This window comes from Flavobacterium panacis, assembly GCF_024649945.1.
Taxonomy (GTDB): domain Bacteria; phylum Bacteroidota; class Bacteroidia; order Flavobacteriales; family Flavobacteriaceae; genus Flavobacterium; species Flavobacterium panacis.
Genome location: NZ_JANKMS010000003.1, coordinates 292,656 through 312,718, shown reverse-complemented (window position 1 = coordinate 312,718; position 20,063 = coordinate 292,656). Strand labels below are relative to the sequence as shown.

The 20,063-nt window shown below is 34.7% G+C and carries 13 protein-coding genes; 4 read left to right on the top strand and 9 right to left on the bottom strand.

The window, feature by feature from the left end; genetic code table 11:
- Positions 1-73 precede the first annotated feature (73 nt).
- The 7 genes from NQQ59_RS09475 to NQQ59_RS09445 form a co-directional block, all read right to left on the bottom strand.
- A complete protein-coding gene (locus tag NQQ59_RS09475; protein ID WP_144217959.1) occupies positions 74-1,483 on the bottom strand; it encodes a hypothetical protein in 1,410 nt (469 codons plus the stop codon).
- An 89-nt stretch (positions 1,484-1,572) separates the two neighbouring features.
- A complete protein-coding gene (locus NQQ59_RS09470) occupies positions 1,573-2,472 on the bottom strand; it encodes a PKD domain-containing protein (RefSeq protein WP_144217957.1) in 900 nt (299 codons plus the stop codon).
- A 167-nt stretch (positions 2,473-2,639) separates the two neighbouring features.
- Entirely contained in the window at positions 2,640-3,731 is a 1,092-nt protein-coding gene (locus tag NQQ59_RS09465) for an endo-1,4-beta-xylanase (protein WP_144217955.1), read from the bottom strand.
- Between the two features lie 134 nt (positions 3,732-3,865).
- Complete coding sequence (locus tag NQQ59_RS09460; RefSeq protein WP_144217953.1) at positions 3,866-5,455, bottom strand: RagB/SusD family nutrient uptake outer membrane protein; 1,590 nt, start codon at positions 5,453-5,455, stop codon at positions 3,866-3,868.
- 26 nt (positions 5,456-5,481) lie between these two features.
- The gene (locus NQQ59_RS09455) at positions 5,482-8,508 is read right to left on the bottom strand and encodes a SusC/RagA family TonB-linked outer membrane protein (protein WP_144217951.1); all 3,027 of its coding nucleotides are present in this window, start codon (positions 8,506-8,508) and stop codon (positions 5,482-5,484) included.
- A gap of 457 nt (positions 8,509-8,965) precedes the next feature.
- Positions 8,966-13,093, bottom strand: coding sequence for a hybrid sensor histidine kinase/response regulator transcription factor (locus tag NQQ59_RS09450; RefSeq protein WP_144217949.1), 4,128 nt, complete (start codon positions 13,091-13,093; stop codon positions 8,966-8,968).
- A 297-nt stretch (positions 13,094-13,390) separates the two neighbouring features.
- Complete coding sequence (locus NQQ59_RS09445) at positions 13,391-13,996, bottom strand: 5'-methylthioadenosine/S-adenosylhomocysteine nucleosidase family protein (protein ID WP_144217948.1); 606 nt, start codon at positions 13,994-13,996, stop codon at positions 13,391-13,393.
- Positions 13,997-14,178: 182 nt separating this feature from the next.
- On the opposite strand from NQQ59_RS09445, the gene NQQ59_RS09440 reads away from it, so the two are divergent.
- The 4 genes from NQQ59_RS09440 (at position 14,179) to NQQ59_RS09425 (ending at position 16,533) form a co-directional block, all read left to right on the top strand.
- Positions 14,179-14,742, top strand: a complete 564-nt coding sequence (locus NQQ59_RS09440; RefSeq protein ID WP_144217946.1) for a DUF6642 family protein — start codon at positions 14,179-14,181, stop codon at positions 14,740-14,742.
- A 2-nt stretch (positions 14,743-14,744) separates the two neighbouring features.
- On the top strand, positions 14,745-15,665 hold the full coding sequence (locus NQQ59_RS09435; RefSeq protein ID WP_257698180.1) for a helix-turn-helix domain-containing protein: 921 nt from the start codon (positions 14,745-14,747) through the stop codon (positions 15,663-15,665).
- Between the two features lie 70 nt (positions 15,666-15,735).
- The gene (locus tag NQQ59_RS09430) at positions 15,736-15,936 is read left to right on the top strand and encodes a hypothetical protein (protein ID WP_144217945.1); all 201 of its coding nucleotides are present in this window, start codon (positions 15,736-15,738) and stop codon (positions 15,934-15,936) included.
- Between the two features lie 24 nt (positions 15,937-15,960).
- A complete protein-coding gene (locus NQQ59_RS09425; RefSeq protein WP_144217943.1) occupies positions 15,961-16,533 on the top strand; it encodes a pentapeptide repeat-containing protein in 573 nt (190 codons plus the stop codon).
- Positions 16,534-16,644: 111 nt separating this feature from the next.
- Here the strand turns inward: NQQ59_RS09425 and NQQ59_RS09420 are convergent, their stop codons facing one another.
- Together NQQ59_RS09420 and NQQ59_RS09415 are read right to left on the bottom strand one after the other, a co-directional pair.
- Entirely contained in the window at positions 16,645-18,213 is a 1,569-nt protein-coding gene (locus NQQ59_RS09420; RefSeq protein ID WP_144217941.1) for a DUF4957 domain-containing protein, read from the bottom strand.
- Positions 18,214-18,249: 36 nt separating this feature from the next.
- Positions 18,250-20,055: a RagB/SusD family nutrient uptake outer membrane protein gene (locus NQQ59_RS09415; protein WP_144217939.1), complete on the bottom strand. Its 1,806-nt coding sequence runs from the start codon at positions 20,053-20,055 to the stop codon at positions 18,250-18,252.
- Between the last annotated feature and the right edge of the window lie 8 nt (positions 20,056-20,063).

Genomic DNA, 20,063 nt, shown 5'->3' with positions numbered 1-20,063 from the left:
AAATGCACATAGCTATGTGTGAAAAACTCCTTTATTAGAAAAAACAAACCTATGTTTCTATGTGTTTAAATATTTATTTTTTATCAAAATAACGTGTCAGTTCGTAAGCGTTGTCATTAATCACTTTCATCTCTTTTAACAAAGGCTGATACGGTTCGAAATTGCTGTTTACAATTCCTTTGTTTGAATCTCTGTTCGAATAATCGGTGCTTAAATCCTGCGGATCATTATCCATATATTTAAACCAATGCCAGCCGACGCTGTTTTTATTTTTAAGCAAATCCAAAGTGAAATTTTGATAGAAAAGTCCTCTTTCTTTTTGCGTTCGAACCAGCCATCCAGCACCTGTATTATTTGGTAAACCAGAATCTTCTCCTTTAGTATACCATTCTGTAATTAAAAACGGTTTCCCTGACCATTCTCCCCAATTGTTCATCAATTCCTGACTCGGTTCCCATTTTCTGTAATGATTGATAGAGATAATATCCATGTACTTTCCAGCTACTTTAAAAATCTCTGGGTTTGTCAATTCCTGTTCTTTATCCTGATTGAAACGGCAACCTAAATACATATGATTTGGATCTGCTTTTCTAAGTGCTTCTGTTACTTTTTTCATGTAAGTTTCAAAATAAAAAGCTGTAAAAGCCATTCTATCTTCTTGATTCACATCGGCTAATGATGCATTAAATCCTTTTCTTTCATCCAGCCAAGTTTTTGCAGCTAAATATCCCTGCTCATCTTTGGCCAATAAAGTTAAATGTTTATCTAATGCGTCGTTATACCACGGAAGTTCATTGTCAGTAAAATAACCCATCAAATACTTATCATTTTTGTATTGAGAAACCTCTTCTACCGCTTTTTGGACATAAGCGTCAAATTCTTTGTCGAAAACCATTACCAAATCAAAACGATAATTCTGCCAGCTGGCTTCTTTATATTTTCCGCCGTATTTTTTAATGTGATCGGAATGATACATTCCCATTGGCGAGATAATCACGGTATAAACCAACGGATTTTCTGCATTTCGAACCAAATTAATATTCGACCATGCTCCTACGCCATTGAACCCGTTATCACGCAATAATTTTGATTCTTGTTTTACCCAATTTTCATTGCTCCCGTATTTTTTGTCAAATGCTTTCTGCTGATTTACAGAACGTCCTGCGTTGAAAACTGCAATACCTTTATAAATAAACGGATAACCTTCGGGATCAATAATCCACCATCTATTGTCTACTTTTTCAGTTCTAAAAAATCCAGTTGCTTCTTTCTGCCAAACTTTAAAACCTCCAAAATTTGAAATTGGCTCCTGCTTTTTTATTTTAAATCCCGGAAGTTTATCAATTGTTTTAGCATCATAAGCCACCCATTTTGGATCTAATGCATTTTGTCTGGCTTCGACTTTCTGGTACGTAATTTTATTCTGTGCATGTAGTGAAATCAGGCTTATAAAACAGAACAATACATAAATGGAATGTTTCATTAAATTCGTTTTTTAATTATTTTATGAGAAATTATGGGACAGAGCAAAACTGTCCCATAATGGAAATAGTGTAATGGAGCAAAAAAAAATTATTTAGACAAATAGATATGATCAATATCGAAAGTGTAATTATTTAAAGCTCTTACGTCTTCTGGATCAACACTTCTTAATACTAAAATGTCTTTGATTTTAGTTAAATCCAATGCAGCATTTTGTTTTTTATAATCGGCAATTGGGATTTTAACCATGTTCCAAGCCCCGTCTCTTTTTAAACCGTACAAATTGCTTGTGGCATCAAATTCTACATAACCTGTGTTAGAAGCATCTTTCATTCTAAATCTGATTTTTCCTGTACTCGTTGTTCTTACTGCCATATTGATATAAGTGTAAGATGAAATATCAGTAAAGTTTACAAACTGTAGAATTGCCATTGCCCATTTTGCTTCTGTAGCCGGAGGTGTTGCTGGAAGAGTGAAATTTCTATAAGCACCTTCATATCCATCTGTCGCTACTTCTTTTATTACAAACTGATTACTAGAAACCCAGTTTAAAACAGGAGCTGTTTTAGTGAAATCAGGATTTTCAGAATAAATTTTCAGCGCATCTGTCGGAATAACAATTGGTGGTGTTGGTGGCGCTTCAACCTCAACGGTAAAAGTTTTCTTTTCGACTGTATTATCAGTATGTGTGATCTCAAGAGTTGTGGTAAACGTTCCTGCTTTGGTATATTTTACTTCCACAACTGGCTCGATAGAAGCTCCCGGAGATCCGCCTTGGAATGTCCATTTTATAGCGCGTACTTTTGTTGACGAATCTGTATACGTTACAGTTTCTCCTCCTTTAATCGCTGTATCGGTTGAAGTTGCGTTGATTTCTCCTTTTTTATAAAGATAGACTTCGCGAACATCGTCTTCGCAGGAAAACAAAACGGCAAAAAGTACGAAAAGCAAATATTTGAATTTGGCTATATGATTTAATTTTATTGTCATGATTTCGGTTTTTTTGGTTAATTTTTTTTTAAGATTTTGTAGAGGAAAGAAGCAATAGGAAAGACTTTCATCACAGGATCTTGTTTCTTGCTTCTTGTTTCTTTTTACAGAGCAAAGAAGAAAGACTTCTCACAAAATCTTGCTTCTTGCTTCTTTCCTCTCGTAGTCTATTTCAATCCATCTAAAAATCCTTGATAAGCTGGTTTTTTATTATAATCAGCATCTAGAAGCAACGGATATTCTTTGAAATGCCAGAAAGTAGTGAGCCAAGTATATTTGTCTGTAACTCCCCAAGTTGAAATAGCGAATTTTTGAGTTTGAGGCAATTCTTCGTACATCGATACAATGTATTTGTAGGTTTCAGATTGTTTCTGATTTTCAGTTTCATTAAAAACATAGGAATCTGATTTTCCTGTATTCACTTTAATATCCAATTCTGAAAGATGAATTAATAATCCTGTAGAGGCCATGTCTGTAAAACCCGTTTTCATCGTTTGTCTGTTGGTATCTGTCGCATAATGAAACTGATCTCCTAAACCATCAATTGGAACTCCATTAGCTTTAAATCTCGTTACCATTTTTTTGATTGAGGCTCTTTTTCCTGCATCCAAAACCACGCTGTAATCATTATAAAATAATTTTGCATCTGGATCTGCTGCTTTTGCATAACGGAAACATCTTCCATAAAATCCGATTGGATCTTTAAATAGCGAGTTAATTACAGTTTCGTTTCGCATAGCACCGCCATCAGCAAAAACTTCGTTGACTACGTCCCAGCTTTTTACTTTTCCTTTGTAACGACCTACAACATCTGTAATGTAAACTTTTACTTTTGACTCAAAAGCAATAGAATCGTACTTAGCATTTTTAAACCATTCTGGAAATGAATCGTACCAAACCAAAGTATGTCCGTGAACTTCCAATTTATTGTCTTGTGCAAAACCTACTAAATAATCGGCTGCCGTATAATTATATGCTGTTGAAGAAGTCCAGATACTCGCCATTTTCATTTCGAACTCAGCTGTAATTTGGCTGTAGTGTTTTAAAACGGCATTTTTATAATTGGCTTCTCCTTGCAGGTCTCTCATTTTAACTGCGGCGCCAATTTTAAATTTTGCTTTTTCTTTTAAGGTCTGCGTAATCGGATTTGGATTTCCCGTATCGCCTTCGTCTGCATTTATAAAAACCACTTTTTCGTCGTTGCTGCAAGAAGCAAACATCAAAGCAGTTAATGCTCCTAAAATATATTGTTTTACCATCGTTTTTCTTTTTTAAATTCGGAAGTCAGATCAGGATTACTCCAACTTCCGAATGGGTTATTACTAACTTTTAACCTTAACCTATTTTTTGTTTTAAGACATAGAATTATAGATTGTATATCTTAAATCAAACTTTAATAACCAACATTAAATCCAGCTGGTTTTCCCATTAAATCAATTTGTGATTGTGGAATCGGCATGTTAACCATTACTGGAGTCATTTTTAATTGTACTTCTCCAGAAATAGTTCCAGACGGACTTGAGCGGAAATACAGATTTTGTCTTTCTACCAAAAGCCCTAATCTTTTCAATAAAAACCATCTGTTATTTTCAAAAGCCAATTCTCTTGCTGATTCGTCTAAATAATTGTTTAAAGTCCAAGCTGTCAAATCGAAAGTGGTTACGGTACTTTCAGGATTTCCGGTGTAACCTCTTCTTCTTACTTTGTTCAAATAGGCCAATGCTTTTCCATCATTACCTAAATTATGATATGCTTCAGAAGCCAATAAATAGGTTTCTGCCAATCGGTAATACATATAATCTTTGTAGCTGTTTGACGTCATTGGCAGTTTTTCTGTATCATGATATTTTTTCAAACTCCAATGCCAAGCTCTGTAATTTCCGTTTGGCGCTGCGATTGCTGGATTCGTGATAGGCTGTCCGAATTTTGGATTTCCTGGAACATTGATTTTATAATCCTGATAATTATCTGAATAATAGTATGTCTTAAATCTCAAATCATTTGTTTGATCATAAAGTGATTTCAAATAATTGTTTGGATAAAACCAACCTAACGCCTGACCACCGTAAGCTACATCTTGAATCAGTTCGTTTGCATTCAATTCATAAGTCCTGTGCGTGAAAACACTGCTCAACCAAGAACCACCGCCTCCAGCTAAATTATCCTCAGGTCCTAATAAAAAATCTTTTTGATAGGTAAAAAGTGATTCTTTATGATTTCCGTTTTGCCCCCAAACATCTGCGAGTGCTACTAAACCATGAGTTCCGTCATTAATAATAGCATCAAATTGTGCTGCTGCTCCTGCCCAGTCTTGCTGCCATAAAGCGCTTTTTCCACGAATGTGTCTTGCAACTCCTTGTCCATATCTTCCTGGATCTACTTTGAAAGGAAGATTCGCAATTGCGTAATCTAAATCTCCATCAATTAATTTATATACATCGGCATCGCTTGCGACTTTGTATTCCACTGGATCGTTGATGTTTTGCGGCGTTGTTGGAATCGTATCAATTAGAATTCCTCCATACATTTGTTTTAAATCCAAATACAATTCGCCTCTTATGACACGAGCTTGTGCAACTAATCTTCTTTTGGCAGCATCGTCCATTTGAATTGATCTTGCCGAAGTAATAATAGCCGAACATCTGTCGATAATTTTATAGCCTTGAATCCATTTTGAACCGGTATACGATTGCGGATTATGACCTGTTCCATAAGGCGTGTTCCAAGTTCTGTGCAATCCTAAATCTGTTGCCACCATAAAAAATACGTTGGCCCACAAATCGCTGTTGTCTCCAGATGGCAGATTATAGAAACGCATCTGATTGTAAAGTGCATTCACTCCAACTTCCAAACCGGCTGGAGAATTGTAGATATAATCTACAGAAACCTGATCTTTTACTGTTTCTTCCAGAAAATCTTCACAAGAAGTAAGTCCTAAAGAAAGTCCGAAAATCAAAACAAATAGAAAATTTATATTTTTCATGATCTTGTTATTTTTATTTTATTGAATTAGAAACCTACTTGTAACCCGATAACACAAGTGACAGGTTCTGGATAATCGTATATTTCTTTCTCTGGGCTGTAAGATTGATAATCTGTCAGCGTAACTAGATTACTTCCTGTAACATACAATCTCATATTACTTAATCCAAGAGGTTTAAGAGTACTTTCTGGGAATTTGAATCCAAGAGAAACGTTTTGTAGACGAATGTAAGAGGCGTCTTGTAATCCTAAAGTGTTGATATACGGCGGATCATTTCCATCACGTGGTCTCGGCCAATTTCCTCCAGGATTTTCTGGTGTCCAATAATCTTGTTTGATTCCGTTTTTAACTCCTCTTAAAGATCCTCCACGAACATAATCGTATAAAAATGGATTGTCTCTTGTAATTCCTTGAACCGTATAGATATCTGCTGAAAAATCAAATTGTTTGTATTCTAAAGCAATAGAAAAAGTTCCGAACCAATCTGGCATTTTAGACGTAATCACACGATCCTGATCTGGATTTGGATTCGCTCCATTTGATGGATCTGCATCCCATAATTTAATATCTCCAGGATACAAAGTAGTTCCTGTAACCAGTGGAATATTTTCTCCTTCTTGATAAATTCCAATCGCTTTGTAACGGTAATAAACATCGATTGGTTTTCCGATAAACCATAAGTTTCCAACCGCATCATCTTCTCTTCCATCTCCATCAGCATCTTTTCCGTAGATACTCACGATACTGTTTTTGTTTTTAGTAAAAGTCGCTCCCAGATTCAGTCTAAAATCTTTCGTTTTGATCACATCTCCATTTAAAGAAACTTCTAAACCTTTGTTGTTTACTTTTCCAATATTAGAAAGTTTAGTCGTATAACCGGTGTTGGCATTCAAGGTTTCATAAATCAATAAATCTGAAGTATCCGTATTATACACCTCAACTGTACCGTTTAATCTGTTTTTGAATAAACCAAAATCGGCTGCCAAGTTTAACTGTGTTGAGGTTTCCCATCTTAAATCTGGATTTGACAATTGATTTCCTGGAACATAACCAGAAACTTTTACACCATTAATGATATAATCTCTTTGTGCAGCAGTTGCCATACTTTGATAAGGATCTTTTGGCTGATTACCCACCTTACCATAACTCGCTCTTAATTTTAAATTACTTAAAACTGGAACGTGTTCTTTCATGAATTCTTCGTTAGAAACATTCCACGCTGCGTTTACTGCTGGAAAGAATCCCCATTTGTTATTCGCTCCAAAAACTGAAGATCCATCGGCTCTTCCTGAAACGGTAACATAATATTTATTATCAAAATCGTATTCTAATTTTCCTGCGAAGGAAATCAGTGATCTCTCATTTCCACCAATTAACGGTGTATTTAAGAAGGCACTTTCTAAACCATAAATTCCTAAAATATCACTTGGAATTCTACTTGCTGAGTTTCTAAAATCATTATATTCCGATGAGGTAATCTCGTAAACTCCAGTTACGTTGAAATGATTTCTTTCGGCTACATTCAGGTTGTAATGCAAAATATTACTCAATTGATATTCTACATTATCTTTATACTCGATATAACCGCTTCCTTGCCCTGAATTCGCAATTCCAGAAAGTGATTTTGAAGTATTAAAACTCATTGCTTTGTAATTCCAAGATCTTCGGCTGGCATTCAGTTTATATGTAAAACCTTTAGCAAGATTGATATCTAGAAAAACATTCATAATATCATTTCGGTTCAACTCGTTGGTATTGGTTTCATAAACATCAATCAGCGGATTTGGGGTTTCTTGAATTCCTCCTGGTAAATAACGGAATGAACCATCTGGATTATAAACTTGTCCTAATGGAGAAGTATTAATCGCATTATTCAAAATATTCCCCACATTTGGACGATCTGATTCAGAAAACTGAAGCGAAACATTCATTCCAATTTTCAGCCAGTCTGTAACTCTTTGGTCCACATTTACTCTCATGGCTACTTTTTCAAAATTTGAATTTGGAACAACTCCAGAAGTATTGATGTAGTTGATACTCGAGAAAATGCTTGTTTTGTCTGTTCCAGACGAAATACTCAAACTATGGTTATTGGTTACACCCGTTCTTAAAACCAGTTTTTCCCAATCAATATATTTTCCAGATTGAACCGATTCTAATTCCAATGGCGTAAAAACTTGATCATCTGGTCTGTAAACACCTCCATTACTTGTTCTGTAGGCTTCTCTTTTTAGCTGCGCGAATTCTTCTCCGCTGTAAACATCAAAATTTCTGTTGATGGTTTGAACTCCCGAAAAACCGTTATAAGCAATTTTGGCTTTTCCTGTTTTTCCTCTTTTAGTTGTAATTAAGATCACACCATTGGAAGCTCTTGCTCCATAAATAGATTGTGCTGCAGCATCTTTTAAGATTTCTAAAGAAGCAATATCATTGGCATTAATATCATTAATACTTCCAATTACGATTCCGTCTGCAATTACGATTGGCTCGTTGCTTCCATTGATGGATTTTTTTCCTCTAATTTGAATGGAAGACGAACTTCCCGGACCACCATCGGCCAAACTTACTTGGACTCCGGCAGCTTTACCTCTCAACATTTCTGCAACATCCGAAGTTGCCACTTTGGTCATGTCACCAGGTTTTACCGAAGCCACAGAGCTGATTACGTCACTTTTCTTTTTGGTACCGTAACCTACTACTATGATTTCGTCTAAGGCTTGCGAACTTTCTTTAAGCACCACTTTTAGATTTTTCTTGTTTTCCGTTTCAACCGAAACTTCGTCCATTCCGATAAAAGAAAAAACTAGGGTGCTTTTTGCTGGTACATTGATTGTAAAATTTCCGTCAAAATCGGTTTGCGTGCTTTTTGAAGTTCCTTTGGCGTGTACATTTACACCCGGTAACGGAATTCCTGAATTATCGACTACTTTTCCAGTAATCGAACTTTCTTGTGCATTCGCTGTGGTTGAGAGCATACACACCAGAAATAATAAAACTAGTTTTAGATAATTTCCTCCAAGAAAAAACATCTTTACAGGTTTGTTTTTTTTCATAAGTATTTTGTTTGGTTAGTTAGATAGAAATCAGTCATGATTTATGTTGCAAATGTGATTATTAAATGACGTTTTGAGGGGAGAAAAACATTCGCTTTTAGGGGCGTGAACGTGTTTATTTACGAATTTCACCTCTTCTAAAGCCTTAAAAAACGGTATTCGTAATAAAAAACTTAAAAAATTGTCAGACATTTAATTTCTTTGACAAATAAAGGTTTTTACCGCAAAGACGCAAAGGTTTACGCAAAGTCCGCAAGGCTTTTTTTAAACTTTGCGAGCTTTGTAATACTATTCGTAATACAAATAAAATATGGAAGATTTTCAAGAGTTAATAAACTGCATAACTTAACCGCAACGCACACAACGAGAGAAAACGCAAAGTCCGCAAAGCTATTAATAAAACTTTGCGGACTTTGCGTATAACTTTGCGCCTTTGCGGTTAAAAAAACTAAGCCTGTTAATTCACATGAGAACTTTTATACTCAGTTGGTGAAAGATTATAGAACTTTTTAAATTCTTTACTAAAGTGTTTTCGATCATTAAAACCAACCATGTACGTTACTTCAGCAACAGAATAACTGGTGTTGGCTAAAAGACTCGCTGCTTTTTTTAATCGCATGTTTTTGATGAAACCTGCAACAGAATGATTCGTCAGTGTTTGCACTTTCTTATAAAGTACAGTTCGACTCATTCCTATTTCGTTGACTAAATCATTTACATCAAAATCGGTATTGTCTAGATTGGCTTCAATAATTTGAGTTAGTTTTTTTACGAATAAACCTTCTGGCGTATTTGTATTCTCTTGTTCAGCATCGCCAATAAAACCTTCACCGTATTTCTGACGCATGATTTCTTTGGCTGATAAAAGATTGGCAATCGTCAGTTTTAATTCTTCAATACTGAAAGGTTTTGAAATATAAGCATCTGCACCCGTTGAAAGTCCTTCGATTCTATTTAAAGTAGATGATTTTGCAGTCAATAAAATAACAGGAATATGATTCGTGTTTTGATTGGTTTTTAAAATTCGGCACAATTCAAAACCATCCATTTCGGGCATCATAACATCGGTTACAATTAAGTCTGGAATTTCTTTTTCCATATATTCCAACGCTTTTATACCATCTGTAAATTTCAAAACTTTATAATCAGCGTATAAAATATCATACACAAACGAAAGCACTTCTTCATTGTCTTCAATCACTAAAACAGTCTTTTTTGAAGTGTTTTCCTCGTCCAGATATTCTGGTTCGTAAAGGTCGATTTCTGTTTTAACATCAGAAATCGGATTGGCATTTTCTTCAATCTTTACGGCACTTTCTACAATTTGAGACTTTTTAAAATGCTCCTTTCCTTTCTTTAATGTAATGGTAAAAATGGTATTAAAATTAGGATCTTCTTCGGTCTGCACTTTGATTTCTCCGTGATGCAGTTCTACGATACTTTTGCTGAGCGCCAGACCAATACCGCTTCCTAAATTGGCACTTCCTCTTTCGTCTAACTGGAAAAAGTTTTTAAAGATTTTCTTTTTCCTGTTTTCTGGAATCCCAATTCCGTTGTCTTTTACCTTGATTTCGATAGCATCAGCATCTTGTTTTTGTTCTACTGCCAAAGTAATTTTACCGCCTTTGCTCGTAAATTTAAAAGCATTTGAAAGCAGATTATAAATTACTTTTTCCATCTGATTTTTATCAAAATAAACCAAAGCGGTATTGATATTGAGCACAAACTTATAATCGATTTTTTTCTCTACAGAAAATCCGCGGAACGATTCATAAATATCAAAACAGAACGACACAATATCCTGCTGTTCGCAATAGATTTTCATGCTTCCTTTTTCGGCTTTTCTAAAATCCATTAATTCATTGACCAATTTCAGTAATCGATCCGAATTGCTTTTTATGACTTTTAGTTTATGTTCGAGGTTTGAATTTTTTTCTGCACCACTCAAAAGTTCTTCTACTGGTCCTCTTATGAGCGTTAAAGGCGTTCTAATTTCGTGCGAAACATTCGTAAAGAAATCCAATTTCATTTTATACAATTCTTCCTGTCTTTCCTTTTCAACTTGTTCCAGATAAAAAGCCTGTTTCAATAATTCACGATTTCTTAAAAAGCGAAATAACAAAACTGAAGCACCAGCCAATAAGGCAATGTAAAACAAATACGCCCACCACGTTTTCCACCACGGCGGTAACATGATAATTTTTAAAGTTTTAATGGTCGGATTCCATTCTCCTCCTCCATTTGATGTTTTTATTTTCAAAAGATAAGTCCCCGAATTCAAATTCGTTAAATTGATATAATGCTGCGAACCGATAATATGCCATTCGTCTTTATTGAACGAACCTTCTAACTTATAAGCATATTCACTTTTTTCTGGCGAAATAAAATTCATCGCACTAAATTCCAAACCAATATAACCTTGATCATGTTTCAAAGTGATTTCTGTCGTCTCACTGATTCGTTTTTCTAAAGAAACCTCTTTATTTCCGGGTTTAATTTCTTCATTATTGACGATTAATTTCGTTAAAACAATTGGAGATTTATCTTCGGTTTTAATCAATTTTGAAGGATTGAAAACGATTAAACCATTCGAACATCCAAAAACAAGTTCTTTTGCATTGAGATTTGAACTGCAGTTGGTTGAAAATTGTTTCACCTTCAAACCATCTTTTGAAGAAAAAGAAGTGATTTCAAAATCTTTGATATTTAAAACCGAATTTACCTTTTTAGTTGCAATTTTATAAAGCAGATTATTGTCACTGATCCAGATATTTCCCTGCCCATCTTCAGAAATACTTTTGATGGTTTCGTCTGTAAAACCCATCGAACGATTGATTTCGAAGAAACGACCTTTTTTTTCATCAAAAATATTCACGCCTCCACTTTCTGCACCTACCCAAAATCGGTTTTTCGAATCGGTAAACATGACCGTTAAACTATTATTGGACAAACCACTTTTTGGTCCGGCTTTAAAAACTCTGGTAACTTGTTTTAGTTTTTTATCGAAATAATTCAAACCGTATTGTGTGGCAATCCAAAGTCCGTCTTTTCGGTTTACGATATCGGTAATAAAATTATCGCTGAGTGAATTAGAACTTCCATCTGCCATGTAAATTTCTACCGTTCCGTCAGGCATTACTTTCTTTAAACCGTTTCCGTTTGTTCCCACCCACAAATCTTCATTGTCCATTAATAAAGACGTAATTGGGCGTTCTCGTTCTTTGGAATCCTTCCGCGAAAGCGAAATAAACTGAAACGATTTACTGTTCTTATTGAATTTGAACAAGCCATTGAAAGTCCCACAAAATAAATTCTGCTCATTTTGGTTGACCAAAGCCGTAATCATATTAATGCTTTTGTCAAAATCATAACCTTCAATAAAATACGAAGCACTTTTATTATTTCTAAAATCGAGACAATTTAAACCTCCTCCATTGGTTCCAACCCAAATCGAGCCATCGTTTTCTCTTGCAACTGCATTTACAGTGGCATTATTTAATCCGAAGTTGGGTTTTACAACTTCTCGTACATTGGTAAAATTGGTATTTGTTTTTTGAAAAAAATTGACACCGCCGCCGTTTGTTCCAATCCAAATATCGTTATGACGGTCTTTTAAAAAACATTTTACATCATCGTCTGAAAGGCTGTAACTCTGCAACGGATTATGTCCGTATTTGGTAAATTCGTTTCTGTCTTTTTTGTAAACACATAAACCATTTTTTGTAGCAAACCAAATCGTATTATTGTCAACCGGAACAATATCGTTTACCCAATTGGAAGACAAACTTTTTTTGTTGCTGGTATTCAACAGAAAATTGGTGACCAAATTCTTATCGACATCAAAACGAAAAACGCCATTTGCTTCCGTTGCAAACCATAAATCACCATTTTTTTCTTTAATGATTTTCCAGATTTTGGATTTTAATAAAGATTCGTTTTCTGTTAGTGCTTTTGGCAACGCTTTTTTCGAGCCATTTTTAGGATCAAAACATTCTAAACCTTTAGAAGTTCCCACCAAAACCCCATAATTTTTATCATAAAACAACGACAAAACCCTGCTTTTTCTAAAGGGCGAATTATGGTCGTTGGAGATTTCTTCTAATACATATTTCTGTTTGTTTAATCGTTTAATTCCACCAAAAGTCCCAATCCAGATTCGATTTTGATCGTCTTGAATAATGGATGAAATATAGTTTCGACCGCCTTTTATTTTCTGAACATCGACTCGTAGAAAACTTCTTTCGTTTTTATTAAAAAGATTCAGTCCGTTATTTGTTCCAATCCAAATTTGTCTTTGATTGTCTTCTAAAATCACATTCACATGATTGTTGCTGATACTGTTGAGAATGTCTTTGTTGTACACATATCGCAAGAAATCATAACCGTCATAACTGATTAATCCGTTCGCCGTTCCAATCCAGATAAATCCTTTTTTGGTCTGATGAATACTGGAAATCATACTCTGCGAAAAACTCGTATCGTAATTGATATGATCAAAATACAAATCGGACTCCTGCGCCTTCGAGCCAAAAGGAAGAGAAAGAAATAAAATAAAACTTAAAAAGTAGATTCTAATGTACTGCATAAACGAAATTTAATAAAATCCGAATAATTTAATTGCAATAAACCTATGAAAAAAATCAATCGAATGTGTTGCAAAATAGCGCTTATAAGAAAAAAAGAGGTGGGAGTTTTTTCTTTTTAAGGGGTGTAGATGTACTTTTTGAAGTGATTTCTTTTAAATTTTGTGCGGGCACGAGCGGGACGCTCGCGCTAGCGATACGATATAATGCACGAGCGCTAGCGTCCCGCTCATGCCTGCATAGTGATATCTTAATTGAATTATGAATCAATATTTTAAAAAATAAGAAAGCCACTTCACTTAAGAAATGGCTTCCGTCTCTTCAATCAATCCTAAGATTTTACCGTAAGCAATTGCTGCTTTATGAACTTGAACTGTCCAATCTTCCGCAGCATTATCATCGGCTCCATCTGAAATATATTTTAAGCTTAAAAACGGAATATTTTCTTTCATTGCAATCATCGCTAAAGCGTAGGCTTCCATGTCAACCACATTGTAAGCGTCAGAGCAATGTCCCATTTCGAAATTATCGCCTGTTCCGCAAATTCCTTCTTGTAAGTTGTCCATTAACAAACCATATTCTAATATTGGCGGTAAACCAGAAAGCGGTGTTTCAAATTGTGCAAATCCTAAACCGCGAACATCCATATCTCTTTGTACAAATTTGGTACAGCAAATAACATCGCCTTTTTGAAAACAGCTACTTCCCGCTGATCCTAAATTTATAATTACAGAAGGCTTTTTCTTTAGAATCGCTTTTGAAAGTTCGTAAGCGGCGTTTACTTTTCCAATTCCAGTAATTAAAACGTTATGACCTTTAAAAACTTCTGCTGCTTCAGATTCCAATGCAAAACAGAATAATATATCTTCAAGAGCAAAAGATGCCGTTGGGTTAATTTGTATCATGCGTAATTTTTTTTCGGTTTACAAAAATACGCTTTAAAATTTACGTGGCTCTAACCTAAATTTAAAATCTAAAAAACACGTTAAAGTCTGCCATATATGGTAGATTTTGTTTCAGAAAAAATACTTTTGTTAGAACCCGTAAAAAGAAAAACTTAATCCTTAAAACCAGAAAGAGAAACTGCATGGATAATGAAAAATTTATTTTCTGCCTTGAAGGCGTTCGAGATATAGAGGATCATAACCCAACCAATGTGGTAAAATGTTTGGAAGAATTGGCGATTGACCAAGGTATTTCGAGCATTCATAAAACCTGCGACACGATTGAAGGTTTAGAAGAAAGTTTGAATGTTTTATTGTATGAAGATCATAATTTTAAGGATTATGAAATCATTTATCTGGCCATGCCAGGACAACAAAACAATATCTGCCTTCACGATTATTACTACAGTATTGAAGAAATTGCCGAATTGTTTGAAGGAAAAATGAAAGGAAAAATTATTCATTTCGCGAATCTTAAAGTTTTAGATTTAAACGAAGAAGAAGCTCAGTATTTCTTAGATATCACGGGAGCAAGAGCCATTTCTGGTTATGGTTCTACTTATAATAAAATTGCGAGCTGCAGTACGATCGACAAAGCTTTTTTTAGTCTGTATCAAGAAAACGACAATCTATTTGAAGTGGTCGAAGATCTTTATACCAAACATTACAATCTCTGCAAATTGCTTGATTTTAGATTATATTATTAAGGATGAGAACGAAGTCGGCTGAAAAAATAAAGACGTACGAAGCGAAAGGTTTCCGAGAAAAATTTCTCGGAGAAGACAATCCGATTCATTTACTTTTCAAATCCAATTCGGATCATTTTTTCTGTCTTGAAATTGAGGAAATTATGCACATGCAACATCCTGTTCCTCCTTCTAAACATTCTTGTCATACCTTGATTTTTATTACTTCTGGTCAGCATACTATGAAATTGGGTTATCAAGAATATACCACTACTGACAACGAAATAATTGTGATTCCTGCAGGTCAAATTTTTTCGCTGGATAATGTTAATAATATCCACAGCGGCTATATCTGTCAGTTTCATCCTGATGTTTTAATTCGGAAATACGGAAGCCGCGAACTTCTTAATGAGTTTGACTTTTTGAAAATTTCGGGAAGTCCTAAAATAAAACTGGCTCCAGAAGATATCGGTCCGATTACGAATATTTTAGAACGATTGAAAAAGGAATATTCAGAAACTACTATTACAGATTTGAATATTGTACAATCTTACTTGATTACTTTGTTTTATGAAATGAATAAAAATGCCGAAAAAACATCTAAAAGTATTTCGGCAGCAGAAGTGATTACGGGAAAATTCAAAGAACTGATTCACGACCAAATTAAAACACAACATCAGGTTAATTATTATTCTTCCTTATTGAATGTCACTCCAAACCATTTAAATAAATGTGTGAAGACGGTTACGGGAAAATCTGCCGTAAAATGGATTGATGACAGCATATTATTAGAAGCCAAATATTTACTATTTCAAACCACACTTTCAGTTGGTGAAATTGCAACTCAGGTAGGCTTTGAAGATCAATCTTACTTTAGTCGTTTTTTTAAAAAGCTAGAAGGAATTTCGCCTATCAGATACAGAAAATTGATTGATAAGTCCTAATCATTGATTACAGAATCCTAACAAATACATTATTGTTTTTCAGAAATTTGCTTGCTCAAAAATGCAAATTATGATTTATGTTTTTAAAACTTCCGTTGACAGCCAGGCTAAATTTGAGTCGGCTTCTGTCCTTTTAGATCAATTATTACCGGAATCGCAGTGGAATTTTGATCTTGAAGACTGTGATAATATCCTTCGAGTGGACAGTGAACTAAATGTTGCTGAATTACTTCAAAACAATACTATTTTCGACTGTATTGAATTAGAATAAACTCTTATATGCCTTTTATTTTTAATGGAAACAAAATTATACCAAAACCGAACTTTTGAAACAATCGATTATTCGGACCAAAGTTTAGATCATACCGAATTTGTAAACTGCGAATTCATTAATTGCAACTTTTCTAAAAGCGATTTAAGTCACAATGACTTTCTGGATTGCACTTTTAAAAACTGCAACCTTTCTTTGGCAACTTTACGAAATACAGGACTGAAAAACATTCAATTTATTGGTTGTAAATTAATGGGATTGGACTTCAGCGCCTGTAATAGTTTTTTGTTTTCGATGAATTTTGAAGATTGTATTTTAGATTATTCAACTTTCATTTATAAAAAATTAAAGAAAACCAATTTTACTGATTGTTCTTTAAAAGAAACTGATTTCTCGAATACCGATTTATCATTGGCGGTTTTTAAAAACTGTGATCTTTCTAGTGCCACTTTCGTGGAAAGTGTTCTGGAGAAAACGGATTTTAGAACTTCAAGAAATTATGCTTTCGATCCATCTGAAAATAAAATTAAAGGAACCAAAGTTTCTCATACAGCACTTGCAGGTTTATTACAAAAATTTGATTTTGTCATTGAATAATTGAAGCTTACATTCTCGGTTTTTAGCTCTTAATTTGAAACTGACATAAAACAGAAAGCGGAATACAATTTTACTTGTATTCCGCTTTTCCTATTTATTAACCATGAATTCTTATTTTATCCAACGAGGGTCTCCTACTTTATTGTCCATTAAAGTCTGATTACTTATTGTGAAATCTCCTGTTGCCACATTTGCAAATTGCGGATCTAGTGTTGTTGCACCAGTATCAGGTCTATTATTTGTTAATGCTGCTTTTAAATTTGGTGAATTAAAATTGTTGTTATTTCCAAATCCTGGAGCACTTGTTGCAACTTGGTTGGTGTAAATTGCCTGACCAACAGCAAACAACGTATTTCTCACTGCTAAAACATTTGATGCAAAACGTACATACAAAATTCTGCTAGAAGCTATTAATGTCGGATTGTATATCGTACATGCATCAATCACCACATTACTTGTTACACTTGTCCCAAAAGTAGTAACTGCATCTAAACGGATGAAATCACGTGATGCACAATTATGAAATGTACTTTTTGTTAAGGCAATATTTTCAACATAAGTAGTTCTGAAATCAATAAAATCAGCTCCTCCAGCAGTATTTATATTTTTAACAATACTATTGTCTACTGTGAATGATTTTAATCTAGCTGATGCGTTTCCATACATAAGTTGAGAAGGATAATCATGAACATACGAACTGCTTATAAAAACATCTCCTAAAGGTGAAGCTTGTGCTGTTAAAATTGAAATTACTCCACCAGTTAAACCAGCTCCATTTAGATCCAGATCAATCAGAGACAGATTCACTGCTTCACTAGCGTTCGAAGGATTGTTAACAAGAGTAAATTTCACATTCAGTTTTGGCTTATTCTCCGGTCTTACTCCTCTAATAATAAGTTTTTTATTTACGATTATCTCACCGCTTGTCTGATAAACACCTGGCATAAGCAATAATCTTGTATCTCCTGTTACCTGAGCTATTTTGGCATTTAAATCATCCCCAGGATTTACGATAATTCCTTTTGTCAAATCAACACCACTTGTAAAAGCTAACGTTCCTCTAGTTTTAGTTCCGTTCTTTAAAGTAACATTATAATTTGTTTCTGGAGTTAAACCAGTAACAGTTGCTACTCCAGCAGTTTTTTCTTCCGCTGTTATCGTATGCACTACATTACCTGGTTGAAATAAAATTTGAGTAACATTACTATTAGGTGTCCATCGTACAACAACAGACTGCGCTTGAATCTCTTCTGCTTTAATTGGAGAAAAAATCTGCTCAGATAATGTCGTCGCTGTAGTAATTGACCATTTAGAATCTTCAAGACCAGAAGCACTTACAGCTTTTACTCGAATATAATAAGTAGTTTCTCCTTCTAAAGGTACTTGTATTGGCAATTGTGCTAAAGAGACATTTATTGTTTTAAAAATAGTCTTGAAATCCTGATCATCTGCACTAAATTCTACGGTGTAATGATCTGCATTTTCATCAGCTTTAGCGGTCCAAGTTAATTCAACCGTAGTTGAATTCCTAACTCTGGCTGTAACACCAAGTGGGGAAAATTCTCTTGAATTTCCAACGTTGTCTAATAACTCCTCATTGTAACTTTCACAACCAGAAACTCCAACTGCAAGTAGTAATAGGGTTATTAATCCTGTAAATATATATTTTGTTTTCATCATAATACCTTAATAATTTACTATTAATTTCTAAAGATTTTAATAACCGTAATCATTTTTCAATTGGCCATTACTTCCATCAAGAAACACTTGCCATATTGGCCAGAATTGTCTGTTATCAGGATTAACCCCTGGTTTGTACAATGAGCTTATCTTAGTATCTGCAGCTGTTCCTGTCCAAGTCCAAGCAATAGAAGAATAGGTAGCTCCAGGATTTGTGGTTTCACCTCTATTTAATCCATAAATATCTAAACTTACATTATCCGATTTATACTTATAATATAGTGTTGCTGGTACAGTAGCATAACTACCAGAGCGAGCCGATAAATCTGCCATTTTTTGTTTTGCTTCGTCTAATTTTACTTTTAACAAATTCCAACGAATTAAATTTTGCTTACGCTCCATTTCTCCAGTAAACTCATATTTATTTTCTTCAACGATAGCATTAAACATCGCTTCTTTACTATTCTTAGAGTTCACATAATTCTCCACTTTTTCAGCCTGATCTGCTGAACCAAAAGATCTTCTACGAATTTCTTTTAGGTAAGGCATTGCTGCACTAGCTCCTTCCAGTTCGTTTGCTGTTTCTGCAGCAATAAGAAGCACCTCAGCATAACGCATATACATTTTGTTAACCCCGTCATCATTAGTAGAAGTTACATAACGTTTCATCCATTCATAACGATATTTACCAAAATACCATGTATCCAAAGTACCTAACTCTTGTTTAGCTATATTATTAGCTCCTGCTGTACCATATTTATAAGGAACACAAGTAACATCTCTACGTGTATCAGCTTGATCATAATCATAAAAAACAAATGGTAATGGCCCTGCTACACCTCCGCGGTTACCACCATTAGCCTGGAATTGATCAATTGCAGCGGTGTGTTTTACAGCAAACGTAAATAACATTCTACCACGTCCATCTGCAAAAGGAAGTTCCCAAAGAGATTCTCCACCAGCAGTAGTAACTTCTTCATTGTATTTTCTCCATAATCCCTCAAAAGTCGATTCTAAACGAGCAGAACCACTTTGAATTACTTCACGAGATTCTTTTAATGCCAATGCATACATATTAGCCACTGAAAGCTCTGGATCACTACTTCTTCTTACTGCATCAGGATATTGTTGATACCCACTTGCCGCCAATGCTAAACGTGCTCTAAATCCTTTTACAAAAGCTTTATTTACATGTTCTACAGTGCTTGTATAAGAAGTTGCATTAGGCCAAGCTACTAATGTCGCTGCTTCTCCTAAATCTGCAATTAGTTGTTTGTAAATAATATCTCTACTTGATTTAGGTAGATATAAAGTTGCAGTCGTAATAGGTTCAAAACGAGCTGGAACATCTCCCCATGCTCTAATTAAATCAGCGTAGTAAATAGCTCTCAATGTTAAAGCTTCTCCTAACAACTGCCCCATCGCATTACCTGGTTCTGCATTACCAAATTTTCGTATACCATCAATACAAATATTCGCTCGCTCAATACCCATGTACATCATCGCATAAGCATTAGTAATATTATTCATCTCTGTATTACTTGGTTTTGCATCATACACACACAAGTCTGCTTTATCTCCCGCTGTTTGTGAGGCATTGTACCATTCCACATCGGTATTTAGTCCATAATATGGTAAAAATCTTCCTCTATAAGAGTTTGTCTCTGCAAAAGGTACTTTTATTCCGTCAACAGCTCCTTTTGCAAGTTCAGCATCAGAAAAAATCAGTTCAGGCTTTAGTGTTGATGGCGCGTCTGTTTCTAAATAGTCGTCTTCAAATTGTTGGCAAGAACTAAATAGACTCGAAATTATCAATCCTGCTATTATTATTTTATGTTTCATTTTGTGAT